The 18,418-nt window shown below is 68.0% G+C and carries 17 protein-coding genes and 1 tRNA gene; 14 read left to right on the forward strand and 4 right to left on the reverse strand.

What is annotated here, in order from left to right; all coding sequences use genetic code 11:
• Nucleotides 1-50: 50 nt before the first annotated feature.
• Entirely contained in the window at nucleotides 51-569 is a 519-nt protein-coding gene (locus tag LYSHEL_RS06440; protein ID WP_213436859.1) for a c-type cytochrome, read from the reverse strand.
• A 119-nt stretch (nucleotides 570-688) separates the two neighbouring features.
• Nucleotides 689-765: transfer RNA gene (locus tag LYSHEL_RS06445), tRNA-Arg, on the reverse strand.
• A gap of 111 nt (nucleotides 766-876) precedes the next feature.
• Between LYSHEL_RS06445 and ubiA the strand changes: the two genes are divergently transcribed.
• The gene (ubiA, locus tag LYSHEL_RS06450; protein WP_213436861.1) at nucleotides 877-1,800 is read left to right on the forward strand and encodes a 4-hydroxybenzoate octaprenyltransferase; all 924 of its coding nucleotides are present in this window, start codon (nucleotides 877-879) and stop codon (nucleotides 1,798-1,800) included.
• Between the two features lie 17 nt (nucleotides 1,801-1,817).
• Here ubiA and LYSHEL_RS06455 read toward each other — a convergent pair whose 3' ends face one another.
• The gene (locus LYSHEL_RS06455) at nucleotides 1,818-2,432 is read right to left on the reverse strand and encodes a ComF family protein (protein WP_244858727.1); all 615 of its coding nucleotides are present in this window, start codon (nucleotides 2,430-2,432) and stop codon (nucleotides 1,818-1,820) included.
• Between the two features lie 205 nt (nucleotides 2,433-2,637).
• Between LYSHEL_RS06455 and bioB the strand changes: the two genes are divergently transcribed.
• The 8 genes from bioB to LYSHEL_RS06495 all read left to right on the forward strand — a co-directional run bounded on the left by bioB (nucleotide 2,638) and on the right by LYSHEL_RS06495 (nucleotide 9,957).
• Nucleotides 2,638-3,663, forward strand: coding sequence for a biotin synthase BioB (gene bioB / locus LYSHEL_RS06460; RefSeq protein ID WP_213436865.1), 1,026 nt, complete (start codon nucleotides 2,638-2,640; stop codon nucleotides 3,661-3,663).
• A gap of 1 nt (nucleotide 3,664) precedes the next feature.
• Nucleotides 3,665-4,885, forward strand: a complete 1,221-nt coding sequence (gene bioF, locus LYSHEL_RS06465) for an 8-amino-7-oxononanoate synthase (protein ID WP_213436867.1) — start codon at nucleotides 3,665-3,667, stop codon at nucleotides 4,883-4,885.
• Nucleotides 4,882-5,874 carry a multidrug resistance efflux transporter family protein gene (locus LYSHEL_RS06470; protein ID WP_213436869.1) on the forward strand — a complete coding sequence of 331 codons (993 nt, stop codon included), beginning with the start codon at nucleotides 4,882-4,884 and terminating at the stop codon, nucleotides 5,872-5,874. Before bioF ends, LYSHEL_RS06470 begins: the two co-directional genes overlap by 4 nt.
• 8 nt (nucleotides 5,875-5,882) lie before the next feature.
• Entirely contained in the window at nucleotides 5,883-6,650 is a 768-nt protein-coding gene (gene bioH / locus LYSHEL_RS06475) for a pimeloyl-ACP methyl ester esterase BioH (RefSeq protein WP_213437649.1), read from the forward strand.
• Nucleotides 6,647-7,543 carry a malonyl-ACP O-methyltransferase BioC gene (gene bioC, locus LYSHEL_RS06480; protein ID WP_213436871.1) on the forward strand — a complete coding sequence of 299 codons (897 nt, stop codon included), beginning with the start codon at nucleotides 6,647-6,649 and terminating at the stop codon, nucleotides 7,541-7,543. Before bioH ends, bioC begins: the two co-directional genes overlap by 4 nt.
• A gap of 68 nt (nucleotides 7,544-7,611) precedes the next feature.
• The gene (locus tag LYSHEL_RS06485; protein ID WP_213436873.1) at nucleotides 7,612-8,472 is read left to right on the forward strand and encodes a hypothetical protein; all 861 of its coding nucleotides are present in this window, start codon (nucleotides 7,612-7,614) and stop codon (nucleotides 8,470-8,472) included.
• An 82-nt stretch (nucleotides 8,473-8,554) separates the two neighbouring features.
• Nucleotides 8,555-9,256: an NIPSNAP family protein gene (locus LYSHEL_RS06490; RefSeq protein ID WP_213436875.1), complete on the forward strand. Its 702-nt coding sequence runs from the start codon at nucleotides 8,555-8,557 to the stop codon at nucleotides 9,254-9,256.
• 20 nt (nucleotides 9,257-9,276) lie between these two features.
• Entirely contained in the window at nucleotides 9,277-9,957 is a 681-nt protein-coding gene (locus LYSHEL_RS06495) for a helix-turn-helix transcriptional regulator (protein ID WP_213436877.1), read from the forward strand.
• Nucleotides 9,958-9,960: 3 nt separating this feature from the next.
• Here the strand turns inward: LYSHEL_RS06495 and phhA are convergent, their stop codons facing one another.
• Nucleotides 9,961-10,860 (reverse strand): phenylalanine 4-monooxygenase, encoded by a 900-nt coding sequence (gene phhA / locus LYSHEL_RS06500; RefSeq protein WP_213436879.1) that lies wholly within the window; start codon nucleotides 10,858-10,860, stop codon nucleotides 9,961-9,963.
• A gap of 107 nt (nucleotides 10,861-10,967) precedes the next feature.
• Here phhA and LYSHEL_RS06505 point away from each other — a divergent pair, with 107 nt between their 5' ends.
• From LYSHEL_RS06505 to LYSHEL_RS06525, 5 genes are all read left to right on the forward strand, one after another.
• Nucleotides 10,968-11,636, forward strand: a complete 669-nt coding sequence (locus LYSHEL_RS06505; RefSeq protein WP_213436881.1) for a DUF2238 domain-containing protein — start codon at nucleotides 10,968-10,970, stop codon at nucleotides 11,634-11,636.
• A gap of 74 nt (nucleotides 11,637-11,710) precedes the next feature.
• Nucleotides 11,711-12,886, forward strand: coding sequence for a hypothetical protein (locus tag LYSHEL_RS06510; RefSeq protein ID WP_213436883.1), 1,176 nt, complete (start codon nucleotides 11,711-11,713; stop codon nucleotides 12,884-12,886).
• Between the two features lie 278 nt (nucleotides 12,887-13,164).
• Nucleotides 13,165-15,678: a DUF6531 domain-containing protein gene (locus tag LYSHEL_RS06515; protein WP_213436885.1), complete on the forward strand. Its 2,514-nt coding sequence runs from the start codon at nucleotides 13,165-13,167 to the stop codon at nucleotides 15,676-15,678.
• Nucleotides 15,675-17,954: an RHS repeat-associated core domain-containing protein gene (locus LYSHEL_RS06520; RefSeq protein WP_213436887.1), complete on the forward strand. Its 2,280-nt coding sequence runs from the start codon at nucleotides 15,675-15,677 to the stop codon at nucleotides 17,952-17,954. The genes LYSHEL_RS06515 and LYSHEL_RS06520 overlap by 4 nt, the downstream gene beginning before the upstream one ends.
• Nucleotides 17,951-18,406, forward strand: a complete 456-nt coding sequence (locus LYSHEL_RS06525; RefSeq protein WP_213436889.1) for a hypothetical protein — start codon at nucleotides 17,951-17,953, stop codon at nucleotides 18,404-18,406. Before LYSHEL_RS06520 ends, LYSHEL_RS06525 begins: the two co-directional genes overlap by 4 nt.
• Nucleotides 18,407-18,418: the final 12 nt, after the last annotated feature.

Raw genomic sequence — 18,418 nt, forward strand, 5'->3', positions numbered from 1 at the left:
AACGCCGCCCGGAGGCGGCGTCGTCTGCGATCGGCCGGGGCCGACGGCGATTACTTGATGTTGGCGAGCATCCAGTCGACGGTGGCCTTCACCTGGTCGTCGGTGAGGGCCGGGTTGCCGCCCTTCGCGGGCATCACGCCGCCGGCGTCCTGGAAGCCTTCGATCGCGTGCTTGTGCAGGGTGTCCTTGCCCTTGGCGGCCAGGCGCGCGCCCATGCCCGCGGCGGTGAGCATCGGGGCACCGCCCGCGCCGGAGGTGTGGCAGCCGGTGCAGAGGTTGTTGAAGATCACCGAGCCATCCATCGTGCCGCCGTAGGCGACCTGCGAGGCGGCCTTGTCCGCGGCGGCCTTCAGCGCGGCGGTCTGCGCCGCGGCACCGGTGGCACCGGCGTAAACCGCACCAACCGGCTGGATGCGCGCCAGCTGGCGCTTGGCCACGGCCGGATCGGCCTCGGGCACCAGGGTGCCCTGCAGGTGGTGCGCGAACACCATCAGCACCACGGTGAGGGCCATGAGGAAGCCGATCACCATCGAGAATTTCTTGAGGAAGTCGAGGTCGTAGTTGCGCACGATCCGTCCAGAGTGCGCGGTTGCCCGCGCCAAGCAGAATAAAGAGCGCGGATTATTCCAGAAGCCCGGAATATGCGCGAGCCGAAGGCCGGTGGCCGCCGGGACGAATGCTCCAGCGATGGCGCGCCTGGAGGGATTCGAACCCCCGACCAATGGCTTCGGAAGCCACTACTCTATCCGGCTGAGCTACAGGCGCACGGCGATGGAACGTCCCCGCGGAGGCCGCGGGGCGCGCATTCTCGCACGATCCACCAATGTCGCCACGCCCCGCATCGCCTGCCGCGGCGCCACTGCTAGGCTTCCACCCATGAGCTACGAACGCGACTACGCGCCCGTCCCGCCCCCGGTGCCCGCGTGGCGGCAACGCCTCGGCCTGTACTGGAAGCTGGTGCGCGGCGATCGCCCGATCGGGTGGTTGCTGCTGCTGTGGCCGACCTGGTGGGGCCTGTGGCTGGCGGCCGAGGGCGTGCCGCCCGCATGGACCCTGGTGGTCTTCACCCTCGGGGTGTGGCTGACGCGTTCGGCCGGCTGCGTGATCAACGACTACGCCGACCGCTGGCTGGATCCGCAGGTGGAACGCACCCGCGACCGCCCGCTGGCGACCGGCCAGGTGCGCGGCCGCGAAGCCTTGCTGGTGTTCGCAGTGCTGATGCTCGTCGCATTCGCGCTGGTGGCGACCATGAATCGCCTGACGCTGATGCTGAGCGTCGTGGGCGTGGTGCTGGCCGCGAGCTATCCGTACCTCAAGCGCTATACGTATTTGCCGCAGGTGTACCTGGGCCTTGCGTTCGGGTGGGGCATCCCGATGGCGTTCGCGGCGATCCGCGGCGAAATCCCGGCGATCGCGTGGGTGCTGTACGCCGCCAACATCCTGTGGGCCACCGCGTACGACACCTGGTACGCGATGGTCGACCGCGACGACGACTTGCGCGCGGGCGCCAAATCCACCGCGATCCTCTTCGGCGACATGGACCTGATCGCGCAGGCCGTGTTGTATGCGTCGTTCTTCCTCGCGTTGTGGCTGGTGGGGCGGCAGGCGACGCTGGGGCAGGCGTACTGGATCGGGCTCGGCGTGGCGGCGTTGCTGGTGGCGTACGAATTCGTGATCGCGCGGCATCGCGACCGCGACGGGTGTTTCCGCGCCTTCCTGCACAACCACTGGGTGGGCGCGACGGTGTTCGCCGGGATCGCGATCGCGCTGTACCTGGCGAAGCATCCGATCACGCCCTGAGGTTGCGCGAAACGCCGTCATGGCGTGCGCGCGCAGACCCACGCATCCACGCGCTGCACGCCCGCGCGCAGCAACGCCTCTGCCGCGGCGTGCAACGTCGCCCCCGTCGTCATCACGTCATCGACGAGCACCACGTGGGCCGGCAATGCGCGCACATCCGGCACCGAAAACGCATTGCGCACGTTGCGGCGCCGCGCGATCGCGTGGTGTTCCGACTGCGGCGCCGTCGCCCGCGTGCGCACCAGCAGGCCGCGCTGCAGGGGGATGTCCAGCGCCCGAGCGACCGGCCGCGCCAGCTCCAGCGCCTGGTCGTAGCCCCGCGATCGCAACCGCCCGCGATGCAACGGCACCGGCACCAGCACGTCGGGCTTCGGCAAACCGGCGAATGCTTCGGTCATCAACTGCGACAGCAACCGCCCGGCCGCCAGGTCGTCGTGGAACTTGAAGCGCGGCAGCAACCGATCCATCGGCGCGGCATACAGGCAGGCCGCCCGGACCTCGCGCAGCGGCGGCGGATGGCGCAGGCACCGCCCGCACGTGCCCGCCACGGGAAGCGGCAGTGGCAAGGCGCACCGCACGCAGGCCGCCGTGCCCCGCGGCAGGCCGGCGGCGCACGCGCCGCACAGATCCATGCCTTCCAGCCCGGCTTCCGCGCACACCAGGCACCGGCTGGGCCACAACAACCGGCTGGCGTCGTTGCGCAACCAGAACCCCAACCGGGCCCGGAGGCCGCCGCCCGGCGGCCCGTCAACTGGAAGCATCCCGCGTTGGTTGACAGCGACTGACATGGTTTCCAGACTGCCCGGCCTGCCTCGGCCACGCTGTCGGAAAATCCCCATGCCCGCTGTCAGCCAAGTACGCACCGATTGGTCCCGCGCCGAAGTGCTCACGCTTTTCGCGCTGCCCTTCACCGAACTGCTGCATCGCGCCGGCACGGTCCACCGCGAACACTTCGATCCCACCGAAGTCCAGGTCTCCACGCTGTTGTCCGTGAAGACCGGCGGCTGCCCGGAAGACTGCGGCTATTGCCCGCAGGCCGCGCGCTACCACACGGGCGTGGAAGCCACGAAGCTGATGAGCACCGAAGCGGTCGTCGAGAAGGCGCGCCAGGCGCGCGACGCCGGCGCCTCGCGTTTCTGCATGGGCGCCGCGTGGCGCTCGCCGAAGGACCGCGACATCCCGAAGGTCGCCGCGATGATCCGCGAGGTGAAGGCGCTCGGCCTCGAGACCTGCGCCACGCTCGGCATGCTCACCGGCGACCAGGCGAACGCGCTGCGCGACGCCGGCCTGGACTACTACAACCACAACCTGGACACCGCGCCGGAGTTCTACGACAAGATCATCCACACGCGCGAATTCCAGGATCGCCTCGACACGCTCGGCCACGTGCGCGACGCCGGCATGAAGACCTGCTGCGGCGGCATCGTCGGCATGGGCGAGTCGCGCGAACAACGCGCCGGCCTGCTGCACACGCTGGCCACGCTGCCCGCGCATCCGGATTCGGTGCCGATCAACCGCCTCGTGCAGGTCGAAGGCACGCCGCTGGCGGGCACGGTGGAACTGGATCCGTTCGAGTTCGTCCGCACCATCGCGGTGGCGCGCCTGTTGATGCCGAGGTCGATGGTGCGCCTGTCCGCCGGCCGCGAAACCATGAGCGACGAACTGCAGGCGCTGTGCTTCGCCGCGGGCGCCAACTCCATTTTCTACGGCGAAAAGCTGCTGACCACCGGCAACCCGGACACCGAAAAGGACCGCGCGCTGTTCGAACGCCTCGGCCTGCGCCCGATGCACGTGGCTTCGGCGGACGTGGCGTCCGACTGCAGCACCACGGTGCACGCGGCGATCACCGGCGAAGCGGCCTGACATGCGCCCGCGCCTGCCCGAACGCGTTGCCGCCCAACGCGCGCAGCGGGAAGCGCAGTCGCGGGTGCGCACGCGGCGCAACGTCACGCGCCGCGACGGCGTGCGCCTGGAAGTCGACGGCCACTGGCTGACCGGCTTCTGCAGCAACGACTACCTCGGCCTCGCGCAGCAGTTCGGCGTCGTCAACGCGTTGCAGGACGCAGCGGCGAAGGACGGCGCGGGCGGGGTGGCCTCGCACCTGGTGTGCGGCCACCACGCGGTGCACGAAGCGCTCGAACGCGAACTCGCCGACTGGCTCGGCGCGCCGCGCGCGTTGCTGTTCGGCAGCGGTTTCCTCGCCAACCTCGGTGTCGTGCAGGCGTTGCTGGAAGCCGACGACCTCTGCGTGCAGGACCGCCTCAACCACGCCAGCCTCATCGACGCCGCGCACCTGGCCGGCTGCAAGCTGCGCCGCTATCCGCACCTGGATGCCGAAGGTGCGTTGCGCCAGTTGCGCAGCGTGCCGGACACCGGCGCGATGCTCGCCACCGACGGCGTCTTCAGCATGGACGGTGACATCGCGCCGCTGCGCGAACTCGCGCTGATCGCGCGCGTGCAGCACGCCACGCTGTACGTCGACGATGCGCACGGCGTGGGCGTGCTCGGCCCCGATGGCCGCGGCAGCGTCGCCGCCGCGCGGCTCGACGTGAGCGCGGTGCCGCTGCAACTCGTCACGCTGGGCAAGGCGCTCGGCAGTTACGGCGCGGCCGTCGTCGGCGATGCGGATCTCATCCAGCATCTTTCCGAAACCGCGCGTCCGTACATCTACACCACTGCGTTGCCGCCGGCGCAGGCCGCCGCGTCGCTCGCGGCGGTGAAGCTCGCGCGCCGCGAACACTGGCGCCGCGAAAAGCTTGACGCCGCGATCGCGCGCTTCCGCGAAGGCGCGGGCAAGCGCGGCTTCGAACTCATGGCCTCGACCACGCCCATCCAGCCGCTGCTCATCGGCGACGACGCGCAGACGCTCGCGTACGCGCAGGCGCTCGAAGCGCAGGGCTTCTGGGTCTCCGCGATCCGCCCGCCGACGGTGCCGGAAGGCAAGGCGCGCCTGCGTTTCACGCTGTCCGCGTTGCACACGCCGGCGGACATCGATGCATTGCTCGATGCGCTCGCCTGGGCGCGCGAGGCGATCGACCAGGGATTCGGCGCGGGCATGGCCGCGCACGCCGCCGCGCACGCATGACGCGCGACGTGCACGACACGCGCCGCGCGCTCGCGGCCATCGGCGTCGCGTTGCTGTCGGCGCTGTTCTTCACCCTCACCTACGTGCTCAACCGCGCCAGCGCCAGCGAAGGCGGGCACTGGGCATGGACGGCGGCGTTGCGTTACCTGATCACCTTGCCGTTGCTGCTGCCGGTGATGCCGATGCTCGGCGGCATGGCGCCGGCCTGGCGTGCGATCCGCGCGCACCCGTGGGCGTGGTTGCGGTGCAGTGCGATCGGGTTCGTCGTGTTCTACATGCTGCTGGCGTACGCCGCGGCCAGCGGTCCGTCGTGGCTGGTGGCGGGCAGTTTCCAGTTCACCGTCGTCGCCGGCATGTTGTGCGCGCCGCTGCTGTATCGCGATGCGCGCCGCAAGGTGCCCAAGGCGGCGCTCGGTGTCGGCGTGCTCACCCTCGCGGGCGTGGCGCTGCTGCAACTCGGCAATGCGCAGGGACATCTCGATCGCGCGGCGTGGATCGCGCTGGCGTGCGTGCTGGGATCGGCCACGCTGTATCCGATCGGCAACCGCCTGCTGTTGCTGCACCTGGAACGCACGGGCGAACAGCTCACGGCGGGCCAGCGCGTGTTCGGCATGACGCTGGCGAGCCAGCCGTTGTGGTGGCTCGTGTCCGCCTACGCGTGGCAACAATCCGGCGCGCCGCCGATGTCGCAGGTGTGGCTGGCGGCGGGTGTTGCGCTGAGCGCGGGCATCATCGCGACGATCCTGTTCTTCCAGGCCACCGGCATGGTGCGGGACCTGCCCGCCGCGCTCGGTGCGGCCGAAGCGATGCAGGCGGCGGAATTGTTGTTCGCGATGGTGCTGGGCGTGATGTTCCTCGGCGAAGCGTGGCCGCATGGGATCGCATGGTGGGGCGCGGGCCTCGTGATCGCGGGCATCGCTGCGTTCGCGTGGCTGGTGTCGCGACCGACGCGCGCGCCCATCGTGTTGCCGGCGGAGCCGCACGCATGAAGGGCCCGTTGCACATCGATGTCATCGGCCACGGCCCGCCGCTCGTGCTGCTGCATGGCTGGGCGATGCATGGCGGCGTGTTCGCGCCGCTGGTCGCGCGGTTGCAGGATCGCTTCACGTTGCATGTCGTCGATCTGCCGGGGCATGGTTTGAGTCGCACGTGCGATGTGCCGCTTGCGCTCGAGCCGTGCGTGGACGCGATCACGCGCCACGTGCCGCGCGCGCCGTGGTGCGGCTGGTCGCTCGGTGGCCTCGTCGCATTGCACGCGGCCGCCACGCGTCCCGACGCCGTGCCCGCCTTGTCGATGCTCTGCGCCAGCCCGCGGTTCGTGCGCGGCGAGGACTGGCGTTACGGCGTTTCCGCCGAAATCTTCCGCGACTTCGCCGACGGCCTGCGCAGTGATTACCGCGCCACGCTCGATCGCTTCGTCGCGCTGGAGGCCTTCGGCTCCGATCACGCGAAGGACGAGATCCGCGCGCTGCGCGACGAATTGTTCTCCCGCGGCGAACCCTCCGCGCACGTCCTCGCCGATGGCTTGCACCTTCTCGAAACCACCGACCTGCGCGACACGTTGCCGACATTGCGCGTCCCGAGCCTGTGGCTCGCGGGCCGCCGCGACCGCCTCGTCGATCCGCGCGCGATGCGCGACGCCGCCGCGCTCGCACCGGCATCGACCGTCCACGTGATCGAACACGCCGGCCACGCGCCGTTCCTCACGCACGCCGACGTCGTGGCCGGGCACCTCGCCACCGCCTTCGCAGCGTTCGCCGCATGAATCCGCTCTTCGACCCGCGCCACATCCGCCGTGCGTTCTCGCGCTCGGCGCGCAGCTACGACGCCGCGGCCGCGCTGCAGCACGAAGTGGAAGCGCGCCTGCTCGAATCGCTGGATTACCTGGACGATCCGAAACTCGCGTTGCCGCCGCCGCAATGCATCCTCGACCTCGGCGCCGGTCCCGGCCGCGCGAGCGCCGCGATGCGCAAGCGCTGGCCGAAGGCGCGCGTGGTCGCCGTCGACATGGCATTGCCGATGTTGCGCGAAGCCGGCAAGCGCAGCGGCTTCTGGCGCCCGTTCGATCGCGTGTGCGCCGACGTGCGCGCATTGCCGTTCGCCGAAGGCAGCGTCGACGTGTTGTTCTCCAGCCTGTGCCTGCAATGGGTGGAAGACTTGCCGGCGGCGTTCGCGGGTTTTCGCCGCGTGCTCAAGCCCAACGGGTTGCTGCTGGTGTCCACGTTTGGCCCGGACACGCTGTTCGAGTTGCGCGAATCCTTCGCGCAGGCCGACGCCGCACCGCACGTCAGCCCCTTCGCGACCATCGCGCAATTCGGTGACGCGCTCGTGCACGCGGGGTTCCGCAATCCCGTGCTCGATCGCGATGAACACGAAACGCGTTACGCCGACCTGCCCGCCCTCATGCGCGAACTGCGCGCGATCGGCGCGACGAATGCGCTGCAATCGCGTCGCCACACGCTGACGGGCCGCGCACGCTTCGCCGCCGCGGCGCGCGCGTACGACACGTTCCGCCACGCCGACGGCCGCTTGCCCGCGACGTGGGAAGTCATCACCGCGATGGCCTGGGCCCCGGGCCCCGGCGCGCCGATCCGTGAAGGCGGGTTTGACGTCACATCGGTTCCCATCGCGTCCATTCCCGTGCGGCGCCGCCCATGAGTGGCATGCGCCGCGCCGGGTCGCTAAGGTCGGGGTCCCCCGGAACAAGGCGAACGATGCGCGGGTGCGTGGCGATCTTCGGCGTGACAGTGGCGCTGGCGGGATGCGGCGGCGGGACACCTGCGCCCGTTCCCGCGCCCGCACCGGCGACGACCACGCCCGCCGAATCCGCCGCGAACACCGCCAACGACGCCACGCGCGCCTGGCTTGCACGCGCGCTGACGTGCGGCGACCGCGCGTTCCTCACGATCAGCCAGGCGGAACAGCGCGAACGCCTGCGCCAGGCCGACGGCGTGACGTGCACGCCCGAGAGCGACAACACCGCATTGCGCTGCGCGGTCGTGCCGGCCTTGCGCATCGGCAACGCGGACATCGGCTGGTTCGTGCTCGGCGCCGCGCATTCGGGCGTGGCGCCCGTGATCCTGCCGGCGCCACCGGATGCGTTGCGCAACGCGATGCCCGCCGGCGCCGGCGAACTCGCCTCCGGCACCGACCTCGGCGACACGCGCGTGGAGTGCGCGTTGACCGAAGGCGCGCTCGCGCCCGGCGCGATCGCCGGCGTGGTGACGCACCCGGGCGACCCCGAAGCCTCGGTGCGCGTGTGCGCGTTCGAACTCAACGATGGCGTGGCGACCTGCACGCGCACCGCGCGCGGTGAACGCGCGTACCGCATCGAAGGCTTGTCGCGCGGCGATTACGTCGTGCTCGCGATCCCGGGCGAAGCGCCGGACGCACGCATCGGCTACACCGATTGCGTCGCGCACGACGGCGGCGACGACGACACCAAGGACCGCGGCGACCTCCCGTGCACCCACGAATTGCGGATCGTCGCCGTGCCCGCGGGCAAGACGGTGGACGCGATCGATCCCGCCGACCTGCGCACGCTGGAAGCGGCGGCCTCCTGGCCGCAGCCGCCGCCGACGGAATGACGCCGCGCCGTCCCTGCTGACAACAGGGTGGCAGCAGCCCGGGCGCACGCTGCGGCCTGCCTTCGGGAAAGCGAGCACCGCCATGGTCGTCGAACTGCGCCAGTACACCCTGCACCCCGGCCGCCGCGACACGCTGGTCGGCCTGTTCGAACGCGAGTTCCTCGAACCGCAGGAAGCCGCCGGCATGCGCGTGCTCGGGCAGTTCCGCGACCTCGACGGGCCGGATCGTTTCGTCTGGCTGCGCGAATTCCCCGACATGGCGCAGCGCCACGACGCGCTCGAACGCTTCTACGGCGGTCCCACCTGGCAGGCGCATCGCGACGCGGCCAACGCAACGATGATCGATTCGGACGACGTGCTGCTGCTCAAGCCGGTGTCGCCGGCGTCGGGCTTCGCGATCGACGGGCCGCTGCCGGACGCGCGCGACTGCGAGGGCGTGTTCGCCGCGACGCTGTACTTCTTCGACGCGCCGGTCGACATGGATTTCCTGGAATTCTTCGCCGCCGAATTGCTGCCTGCCGTCAGTGCCGCGGGGGCGCGCGTGCTCGCCACGTATTCCACCGAATACGCCACCAACACCTGGCCGCGCCTGCCGGTGCGCACGGGCGAACACGTGTTCGCGTGGTTTGCGCGCTTCGACGATGCCGCGGCCTGGGCTGCGTACCGCGAAGCCCTCGTCGCGCAACCGCAATGGCGCGACATTGCCGTGCGCCTGGCGCATCGCCTGCAGGGCCCGCCGCAGGTGTTGCGCCTGTCGCCCACGCCGCGCTCGCGCCTGCGCTGAAGGCAGGACATCATGGCGGCATGCGCCGCGCCGACCGCCTCTTCCTCCTCATCCACGCCCTGCGCGGACGTCGCGCGGCGGTGCCCGCGCATCGCCTCGCCGAAACGCTGGGCGTGTCGTTGCGCACCGTGTATCGCGACATCGCGGACCTGCAGGTCTCCGGCGTGCCGATCGAAGGCGAAGCGGGCGTCGGCTACATGTTGCGCAAGGACGCGGACATCCCGCCGCTGATGTTCAACGCCGACGAGCTCGAAGCACTGGTGGTGGGCACGCGTTTCGTGCGCGCGTTCGGCGGCACGCGGCTGGGCAACGGCGCGAAGACCGCGTTGCTGAAGATCGAAGCGGTGCTGCCGCCGGAGCTGCGTGCGCGCAGCGAACGCAGCCGCATCTTCGCGCCGGAAGTGGCGCGCATGGAATCGAGTGGGATGATCGACCGCCTGCACGCCGCGATCGACGCGCGCCACGTGCTGCGCCTGGACTACCGCGACCAGGACGGCCAGTCGAGCGCGCGCGACATCGAACCGTTGTGCCTGGCGTTCTGGGGCGGCAGCTGGACGATCGGGGCGTGGTGCCGGTTGCGCGCGGATTTCCGCAGCTTCCGGCCGGACCGGATCGCGTCGTTCGACGAGACGGGCGAAGTGTTCGACGAAGTGCCGGCGCGGGGGCTCGAGGCTTACCTGCGGAAAGTCAGCGGCGCATGAGCCTCACACGTCCCCGTCGTTCGCCCACCCTTCGCCCGTGCCCTTGTTGAACACCGCATCGGCGTCCAGCACGTTGCCCGCCGGGATCGAGTCCTGCTGCGCGAGCGATGCATAGATCGGCGTGAAGTCCGGCTGCGTGGCTTCCATCAACTGCTCGTAGCTGTCGATGACGAAGTACGTCTTCTGGAAGGTGTCGATGCGGTAGCGCGTGCGCATGATGCGTTCGAGGTCGAAGCCGATGCGGTTGGGCGCGGGGCTTTCGAGGCAATGGATGGATTCGCCCTTCGAGCTGACGATGCCGCTGCCGTAGATGCGCAGGCCGTCGGGCTGGCGGATCAGGCCGAATTCCACCGTGTACCAGTACAGGCGCGTGAGGTTGACCAGCGCTTCGGGCCCGATGCCGTGCGCCTTGACGCCGCCGCGGCCGTACGCGGCCATGTAGTCGGCGAACACGGGGTTCATCAGCAGCGGCACGTGGCCGAACAGATCGTGGAAGAGATCCGGTTCGCTGAGGTAATCGAGTTGTTCGGGCTTGCGGATCCACCACGTCACCGGGAAGCGCCGGTTGGCGAGGTGTTCGAAGAAGGTGAGTTCGGGCAGCAGGCCTTCGACGCCGATCAGTTCCCAGCCCGTGGCGGGGCGCAGGATGCGGTTGAGGTCGTCGAACTTCGGGATGCGGTCGGGCGTCATGCCCATCGCGCGCTGGTTGCGCAGGAACTCGTCGCTCGCGCGGCCCTGCAGCACCTGCTGCTGGCGCTCGAACAGCGTGGCCCACGTGCCGTGGTCGGTTTCCGTGTACGTCGACCAGGGCTGCTCGACCACCGCGGTGGTGTAGACGGGGACGTAGCCCTTGTCGGTGAGCTGGTGTTCGACGCGGGTGGGGGTGGCGGTCGGCGTGTTCATGGCGGGGAATGCTAGCCCTTCCGGGACGCAAGTCGGTTGCGTTCTTGCGCCGATCCTCATGCCCGGCGGATGATCCGGGCGCGAAATTCGCGTGAAACCGGGGGTGGATGACCATGGAAGCCCGCTATCCGGCGCTGTCGCAGGGGATCGCCCGCCCGCCGACCCGCGTCGAGGGCTGGGCCCTGGCCGGCCTGGTGGCGGTGGCGCTGCTGGTTTCCGCGATCGCGCCGAAGGACCGCATGACCTGGATCATGGAGGTCGTGTGGGTGGTGCTCGGCCTGCCTTTCATCGCGTGGCGGTGGCGTGCATTCCCGCTGACGCTGCTGTTGTCGACGCTGCTCGCGCTGCATGCGCTCGTGCTGATCCATGGCGGCGCGTACACGTACGCGGAGACGCCGCTCGGGTTCTGGTTGCGCGATGCGTTCCGTGAGATCGGGTTCGAGGTGACGCGCAATCCGTGGGATCGCGTGGGCCACTTCATGCAGGGGTTCGTGCCTGCGTTGCTTGCGCGCGAGTTGCTGCTGCGGTGCACGCCGCTGAAGCCGGGCGCGTGGCTGACCTACCTCTGCGTCGCCGCCGCGCTCAGCTTCAGTGCGTTCTTCGAGTTGCTGGAATGGTGGGCCGCGCTGGCCTTCGGCGCCGACGCCGATGCGTTCCTCGCCACCCAGGGCGACGTGTGGGACACGCAGTGGGACATGTTCCTGTGCCTGTGCGGCGCGCTGGTGTCGCTGGCGCTGTGGTCGCGCTTGCACGACCGGCAACTGGGGCTGCGCTGAGCCCCGCGCATTCGGGTAACTGAACGCCGCTGCTTCACGAAACGCAATCGATGCGCCCGCGATGATCCGCCGCAATGGCGACGTCGCAGGCGAAACGACACGACGAACCGACCGCGGCGGGCTGCACCGCCGCGTCGCTGATGCACGCGTTCGCCGAGCGCACCGGCGTGATCGGCGACCTGCCGCCGGTGCGCTACCTGTGGACGGATGCGTTCGCGGTCTGCAACTTCCTCGCGCTGGGGCAGGCCGACCTCGCCGAACGCCTGATCGAACAGGTGCACGCGGTGCTCGGCCAGCATCGCGCCGACGACGCGCGCACCGGCTGGATCGGCGGCATGGATGCGCAGACCGGCACCGAACATCCCACGCGCGGCGGATTGCGCATCGGCAAGCCCTTGCCGGAACGCGACGACGACACCGTCGTGGACTGGGACCTGGAGTGGGAACGCGACGGCCAGTATTTCCATTACCTCGCGCGCTGGATGCATGCGCTCGACCAATTCTCGCGTCGCACCGGTCACGCCGATGCCGGACGATGGGCCCGCGAACTCGCGCAGACCGCGCATCGCGCGTTCACCTATGCGCCCACGCCCGGTGCACCGAAGCGCATGTACTGGAAGATGCGCATCGATCTTTCGCAACCGCTCGTCGAAGCGATGGGACAACACGATCCACTCGACGCGCTGATCACGTATTGGCAACTGCGCGCGCACCAACCGCAGGGGCGCGTGGGCCACGGCCCCGAACTCGACGCCGAATTGCGCGACATGGCCGCGATCGTCGCAGGCACGAACCTGCTGACGGACGATCCGCTGGGCATCGGCGGTTTGCTGGCGGATGCCAATCGCCTCGCGCAATTGCTGCGCGTGCGGCCCGGCGACAATCCGTTGCTCGGGCTCGTGGTGGGCGCGGCGTCGCGCGGATTGGCGCGTTACCTGGCGACGCAGCCGTTCGCGCAACCGGTGGAAACGCGGTTGGCGTTCCGCGAACTCGGGCTCGCGATCGGCTTGCAGGCCGTGTCGCGGTTGTGGGTGTTGCTGGAGCGCGATGCCGCGTCGCTGGATGCGCAACCCGAATTGCGGCGGGCGCTCGATGTTTTGATCACGCAGGTACCGCTGGCGCGCACGATCACGGATGCATGGTGCGATCCCGCCGCGCAGGACACCGCGGCATGGCGCGCGCATGAAGACATCAACGCGGTGATGCTGGCGACGGCGTTGGTGCCGGAGGGGTACCTGGACCTCGCGTAGCCGATCGGGCGGCGCACGACTTCGCAGATGTTTCTTCGCGTCTTCGCGCCGCGAGCGCCTAGCTTCGCGCGCTGTCCATGAAGAACCCTGCGGGCATGCAACGTGCTCCGGGGAGCGGCATGGCGAAGGGATGGAAGTGGGTTCTGGTTGCGTTTGCGCTGACGACCGTCGAGGCCGTTGCAAAAAAACCTGCCGACGGGCGTGTCTTTTACAAACCTGCGAATCATGTCGGTACGTTCGAGCGGGTAACCGTGGTGGGAACCGGGGGGTGGCGATCCGTGCCCGGTTTTTCCTGGAGCGGTAACGGAAATGGTGGCGGTGGCGGCGGATTCTCCGAAGGTGCCGCAGGCGGGGCCGCGGGCGGCGATGACGAATCCGAAGACGAAAACCGCTGCGACAATCCGGTCGACATCGTTACCGGCAAGAAATACGACGACGTCACCGACTTCGTCGTCGCAGGCAGCGAAGGCCTCGGCATCCATCGCACGTACCACCAGGGCTGGCGCGGCGTCGGCATGCTCGGCAACCAGTGGATCAGCAACCACGACTTGAAACTGTCGTTCGATGCATTGGTGCCTGGCCCGCCTTCGTCGACGCAGTGCTATCCATATCCGGGCGGCCCTGCCTGCAATGTCCCGCTCGTCTACGTGATCTACGCGCACCGCGAAGCCGGCGACCTGGTGCGCTTCAACTGGAACGGCACATCCAATGCCTGGCTCGGCTCGGAGGAGCATCCCCTGGCCCGCATCACCACCGTCGCGGGCGGCTACTTCCTCGAATGGCCCGACGGCGGCAGTGAGCACTACGACACCCGGGGCTTGCTGATGTGGCGGCTGCAACCCGACGGCACGGGCCTGTACTACACGTACGACGCCGCACGCCATCTTGTCGAGGTGCGGCATACCTCGGGCCGATCGATTCGCCTCTCGCACCAGAACAACCGCCTGGTCGAAGTCGTCGACAGTTCGGGCGTCGTGTACCGCTACGCGCACGCGGGCGGGCGACTTGCGTCGGTGACCTATCCCGACGGCAAAGGCAACCTGGGCTATCACTACGACAACGGAAAGTTGTCGGGCATCTCCGTCGCCGGCGTGCGCAAGACGTACTACACGTACCAAGGCGATCGCGTCGTCGAATCGCGCAAGGCCGACGGCACCGACCTCAAGCGCTACGCTTACTTCGCCGATCGCACCGAGCGCACCAATGCCCTCGGGCGCAAGACCACCTACCGCATCGTCGATGGCCGAATCATCGAAATCACCGGGCATGCGACGGTGCATTGCCCATCCAGCTTCAGCAAGCGCACGTTCGACGCCGAAGGTCGCCTCGACACGATCACCGACGAAGCAGGCGTCGTCACCGACTTCGACTACGACACGCACGGACGGCTGCTGAAGCGCACGGAAGCGCTTGGCACGGCGGTGGCGCGCACCACGCGGCTGGAATGGGATGCGAACGGACGCCTTGCGCGGCATCTCGTGGAAGGCGTGTCGGACACGCGTTACGCCTACACCGCGGAGGGCCGGCCCGCGACGACGACGCAGTGGGGCGTGGGTGCCAGTACCGGGCAGGCGACGGGCACCTCGTCCACGTACACCCATCATCCGAACAGGATGGTCGCGACCCTTGTCGTCGACGGGCCGCTCGCGGGCGCCGGCGATGCCGTCACTTACGCGTACAACAGCGCGGGCGACCTGCTTTCCGTCTCCAACAGCCTCGGGCATGTCACGCGCTACGAGCAGTACGACGCGATGGGGCGCCCCGGCAGGGTGGTGGACCCAAACGGTGCCGTTCGCGAATTCGAGTACGACGCGCGAGGGCGCGCGACGGCCGAGCGCCTGCGCGCGGATGGACAGGTCGCCGAAACGCGGCACGAATACAACGCCGCCGGTTTGCTCGCCGCCACCACCACGCCGGAAGGCAACCGGCGCCAATTCCATTACGACGTCGCGGAACGCTTGCAAGCCGAATTCGAACAGGCCAGCGATGGCCGGTTCGACGTACGCCGCGTTTCGTACAACCCGGAATCCCAGGTCGCGGGCATCAAGGTCGAACGCGCCGACCTGCATCCCTTCCCCGTGCACGCCGCGCAATTCGTGGCGCAGAGCGTGCCGGGCGCGATGCTTGGCGGCACGGCGTACTGGATCACGGTGCAGGTCCGGAATACGAGCAACGTGCCGTGGCGCGTACAGGATGGCTATCGCCTGCGCTCCGCCAACAGCGAAGCATGGGGATTGCCGCACGGCGTCGCGCTGGATCGTGACGTTGCGCCCGGCGCGGTCGCCACCATCGCCTTCGCCGCGACCGCCCCCCGCGTCACCACGTCGCTCACGTTCCAGTGGCGCATGACGAAGAGCGACGGCACCGCGTTCGGTGAAGCCACGACCGCAGTCGCCCTTCCGCCGCCCGTCGTATATCGCGCGGAACTGGTCAGCCACGACGTGCCGGGCCACGTCTTCCACGGCCAGACAAGCTGGATCTCCGTACGCGTGCGCAACACCGGCTCGCACCCCTGGAATCTCGCACCCGACCCCACCGTGGTCCTTGCGCAGAACAACGCGCAACACCCCATGCCGCCCAGGACGTACGCCTCCGGTGTCATCCATCCGGGCCAGGTGGCCACGCTGACCTACGCCTTCAACCCGCCGCCCGGATCGCAATACCACCACTTCGGCGGCGTGGTCTGGATGGAAAACGTGCAAGCCCTCGTGGAGGTTCCGGTGAAATCCATGTACGTCGAAGACGTCACCCGGCGACCGTGCGGCGCCGGCCCCTGCGAGCAGCCGCGATGAACGCGCGCTCCTCTCTCGCACTCGCGCTGGGTGCAGCGATCGCCAGCCTGTCGATCGCAAACGCCCAGGCAACTGTCACCTACCAGTCCGCCCTCGAATACGACGAGCTCGGCCGCGTGATCCGCGTGCTGGCGGCGGATGGCAGCGTCAAGTTCCGATACGCGTACGACGCGGTGGGCAACCGCACGGCGTCCACCGACGCGTTGGGGAGGACGACCACGTTCGCCTACGACGCGCTCGGCCGGATGGTGGCGTCCATCGACCCGCTGGGCGGGCGCGCAATGTTCACCTATGACGCCGCGGACCGCATCACACAGATCGTCGACCCGCGCGGCATTCCAACGCGCTACCACTACGACGGCATGGGCCGCCTGGTCCGCGAGGAAAGCCAGGATCGCGGGCACACCACCTACACGTACGACCAGGCCGGCCAGCTGCTGCACAAGACGTTGGCGGATGGAACCACGCTGACGCACGAATACGACACGCTGGGGCGGCTCACGCGACAAGGCAGCGGCGATGAATGGCGGACGCACGTCTACGACGCGTGCGCCAACGGCAAGGGGCGTTGGTGCGAATCCCTGACCGCAGCCACGCAGACCCGCGTGGACTACACGCAGGCCGGACAGATCGAACTGAAGCGCGAACGTATCGGGGAGGACGAAAACCAGACCGCGTTCGCGTGGGATCACGCCGGGCGGCTTGCGGGAATCGCGTACCCCAGCGGCACGTTCGTCGGGTACCGCTACGCGGCCGGCAAGCTGGAGAGCGTGTACGCGACGGTCGCCGGGGAAACGGTACCCGTGATCGGGAACATCACGTCATCGCCCTTCGGCGGCGCAACGGGGTGGGACTACGGCAACGGACTGCAGCGCACGATCCACCTCGATCTCGACGGACGCGTAGCCGGCCTGGGTGTCGCCGATGCCTCCGGCGCGCGGCAGAGCCTGACCTACCAGCGCAATGCCGCGGATGAGATCACGCGAATCACGAATGGGGTGGATGGCGCGCTGACGTTGACGAATGGGTTCGATGCGACTTCGCGACTCACGTCGTCGCATGCCCCGGCGCGGCAGTCCGATTTCACGTTGGACCTCAATGGCAATCGCACCGCGTATCGCGAAGGCGACGACGTGTTTGCGATCCAGGTGGATCCGAACAGCAACCGTGTGCTTGGGGCGAGTGGCGCGAAGCAGTCGTCGTTGGAGTACGACGCGAACGGGAATCTCGTCCGCCTGAATCGAATTGGGGATGCAGATACACGGTTTGTTTACGACGGCTTTCAACGTCTTTTGCAAGTTTCGCGCATGGGCGCCGCCGGAAGCGTAGAAACTAACTATCTGACCAACGCGATCGACCAGCGTGTTCAAAAGGGCGAATTCAACGGCGCAACCCGCTTCACGTACATGGGGCAAAACCAGCTTCTCGCCGAGCGGACGCCTTCAGGATGGAAGGATTACATCCGTGTCGGCGAATCCTTGGTCGGCATGGTCAATGGGCAAACGGACTTGTACTTCGCGCACGACGACCAATTGGGTAGGCCAGAGGTATTAACCGACGCCGGGCGAAACGTGCGCTGGCGCGCAGCAAACCATGCGTTCAATCGCGAGGTTAAGGTGGACGCCGTTGGAGGAATGAGCCTCGGTTTTCCGGGCCAGTACTGGGACGAGGAATCCCGCACATGGTTCAACGGGTTTAGATACTACCTTTCGGAAGTTGAGCATGGTGGGCGTTACACCCAGCCTGACCCAATTGGCCTGGGTGGCGGCATGAATCCCTACACTTATGTCGGAAGCAATCCTACGGATCGTGTCGATGTACTGGGCTTGCGCGCGACATGCCGGTGTTCGGATACCGGTGCAGAGATCAACATCAATTTTGATTTCGACGGACCCGGAGCCACACCCGAAGTAATCGCGTCATGGAGGTCGTCCATCGAGCAAGCATGGTCGGCACCGGGATTTAAGGTAACGACAAGCATCGGGGGATGGTGGTCTACCGATATCACCTTCATGTCTGGCCGAGGCCGCTCATTCATGCAAGGCAACCGAGGCACTTGGTTCGCAGAAGAAGACCCCTGGACCGCCGCGCATGAGTCAGGGCACATCATGAGACTGGACGATCGATATGTTGAGGTCGAGCGCGGTATCACGGTCCCGCAGGAAGGCTGGCAGGGGACCATCATGGCGGAGCACTTAGGGACGGTGACCGCAACGGATCGACAAGCAGTCATGGACGCTTTGGGCTGCAATTGCCCATGCGGGGATCAGCAATGAATTGGAGCGCCAAACTTCTCGCAGTGCTGTGCATTCCTTTAGTCGGGGCATGCGCAACTTCCAGGCTCGGAGATGAGAAAACAGCTGAACTGGTCGATCGACTCGTCACAGACATGACCAGCTCTCCAAAAAAACAACGTCTCGCGCTGCAAGAACTGGAGAGAGCCGGCAGAGTTGCAATCCCATATTTGGTCGCTCACCTAGACGACACCAAGAGGCTCGCCGAAGAGTCGATCACCTTGTCAAACCAATCTCCTGAAGCGTTTGAAGGGCTTCGTCACTACAGCCCAAGGACAGTCCACGATGCTCTTAGCGCTCTCTTGAACCAAATGACCGGGCAGAGCTTTGTTTTTGTCTACAACGGAGCGACGGACGCGGACCGCGAAAGAAACCTGGTTGCTTGGCGGACGTGGTGTCTTCAGGAATTCGCGGTAAAGGCTTGCGGACAATGAAATCACTATCAA

The sequence above is a fragment of the Lysobacter helvus genome (assembly GCF_018406645.1).
Classification (GTDB): Bacteria; Pseudomonadota; Gammaproteobacteria; order Xanthomonadales; family Xanthomonadaceae; genus Noviluteimonas; species Noviluteimonas caseinilytica.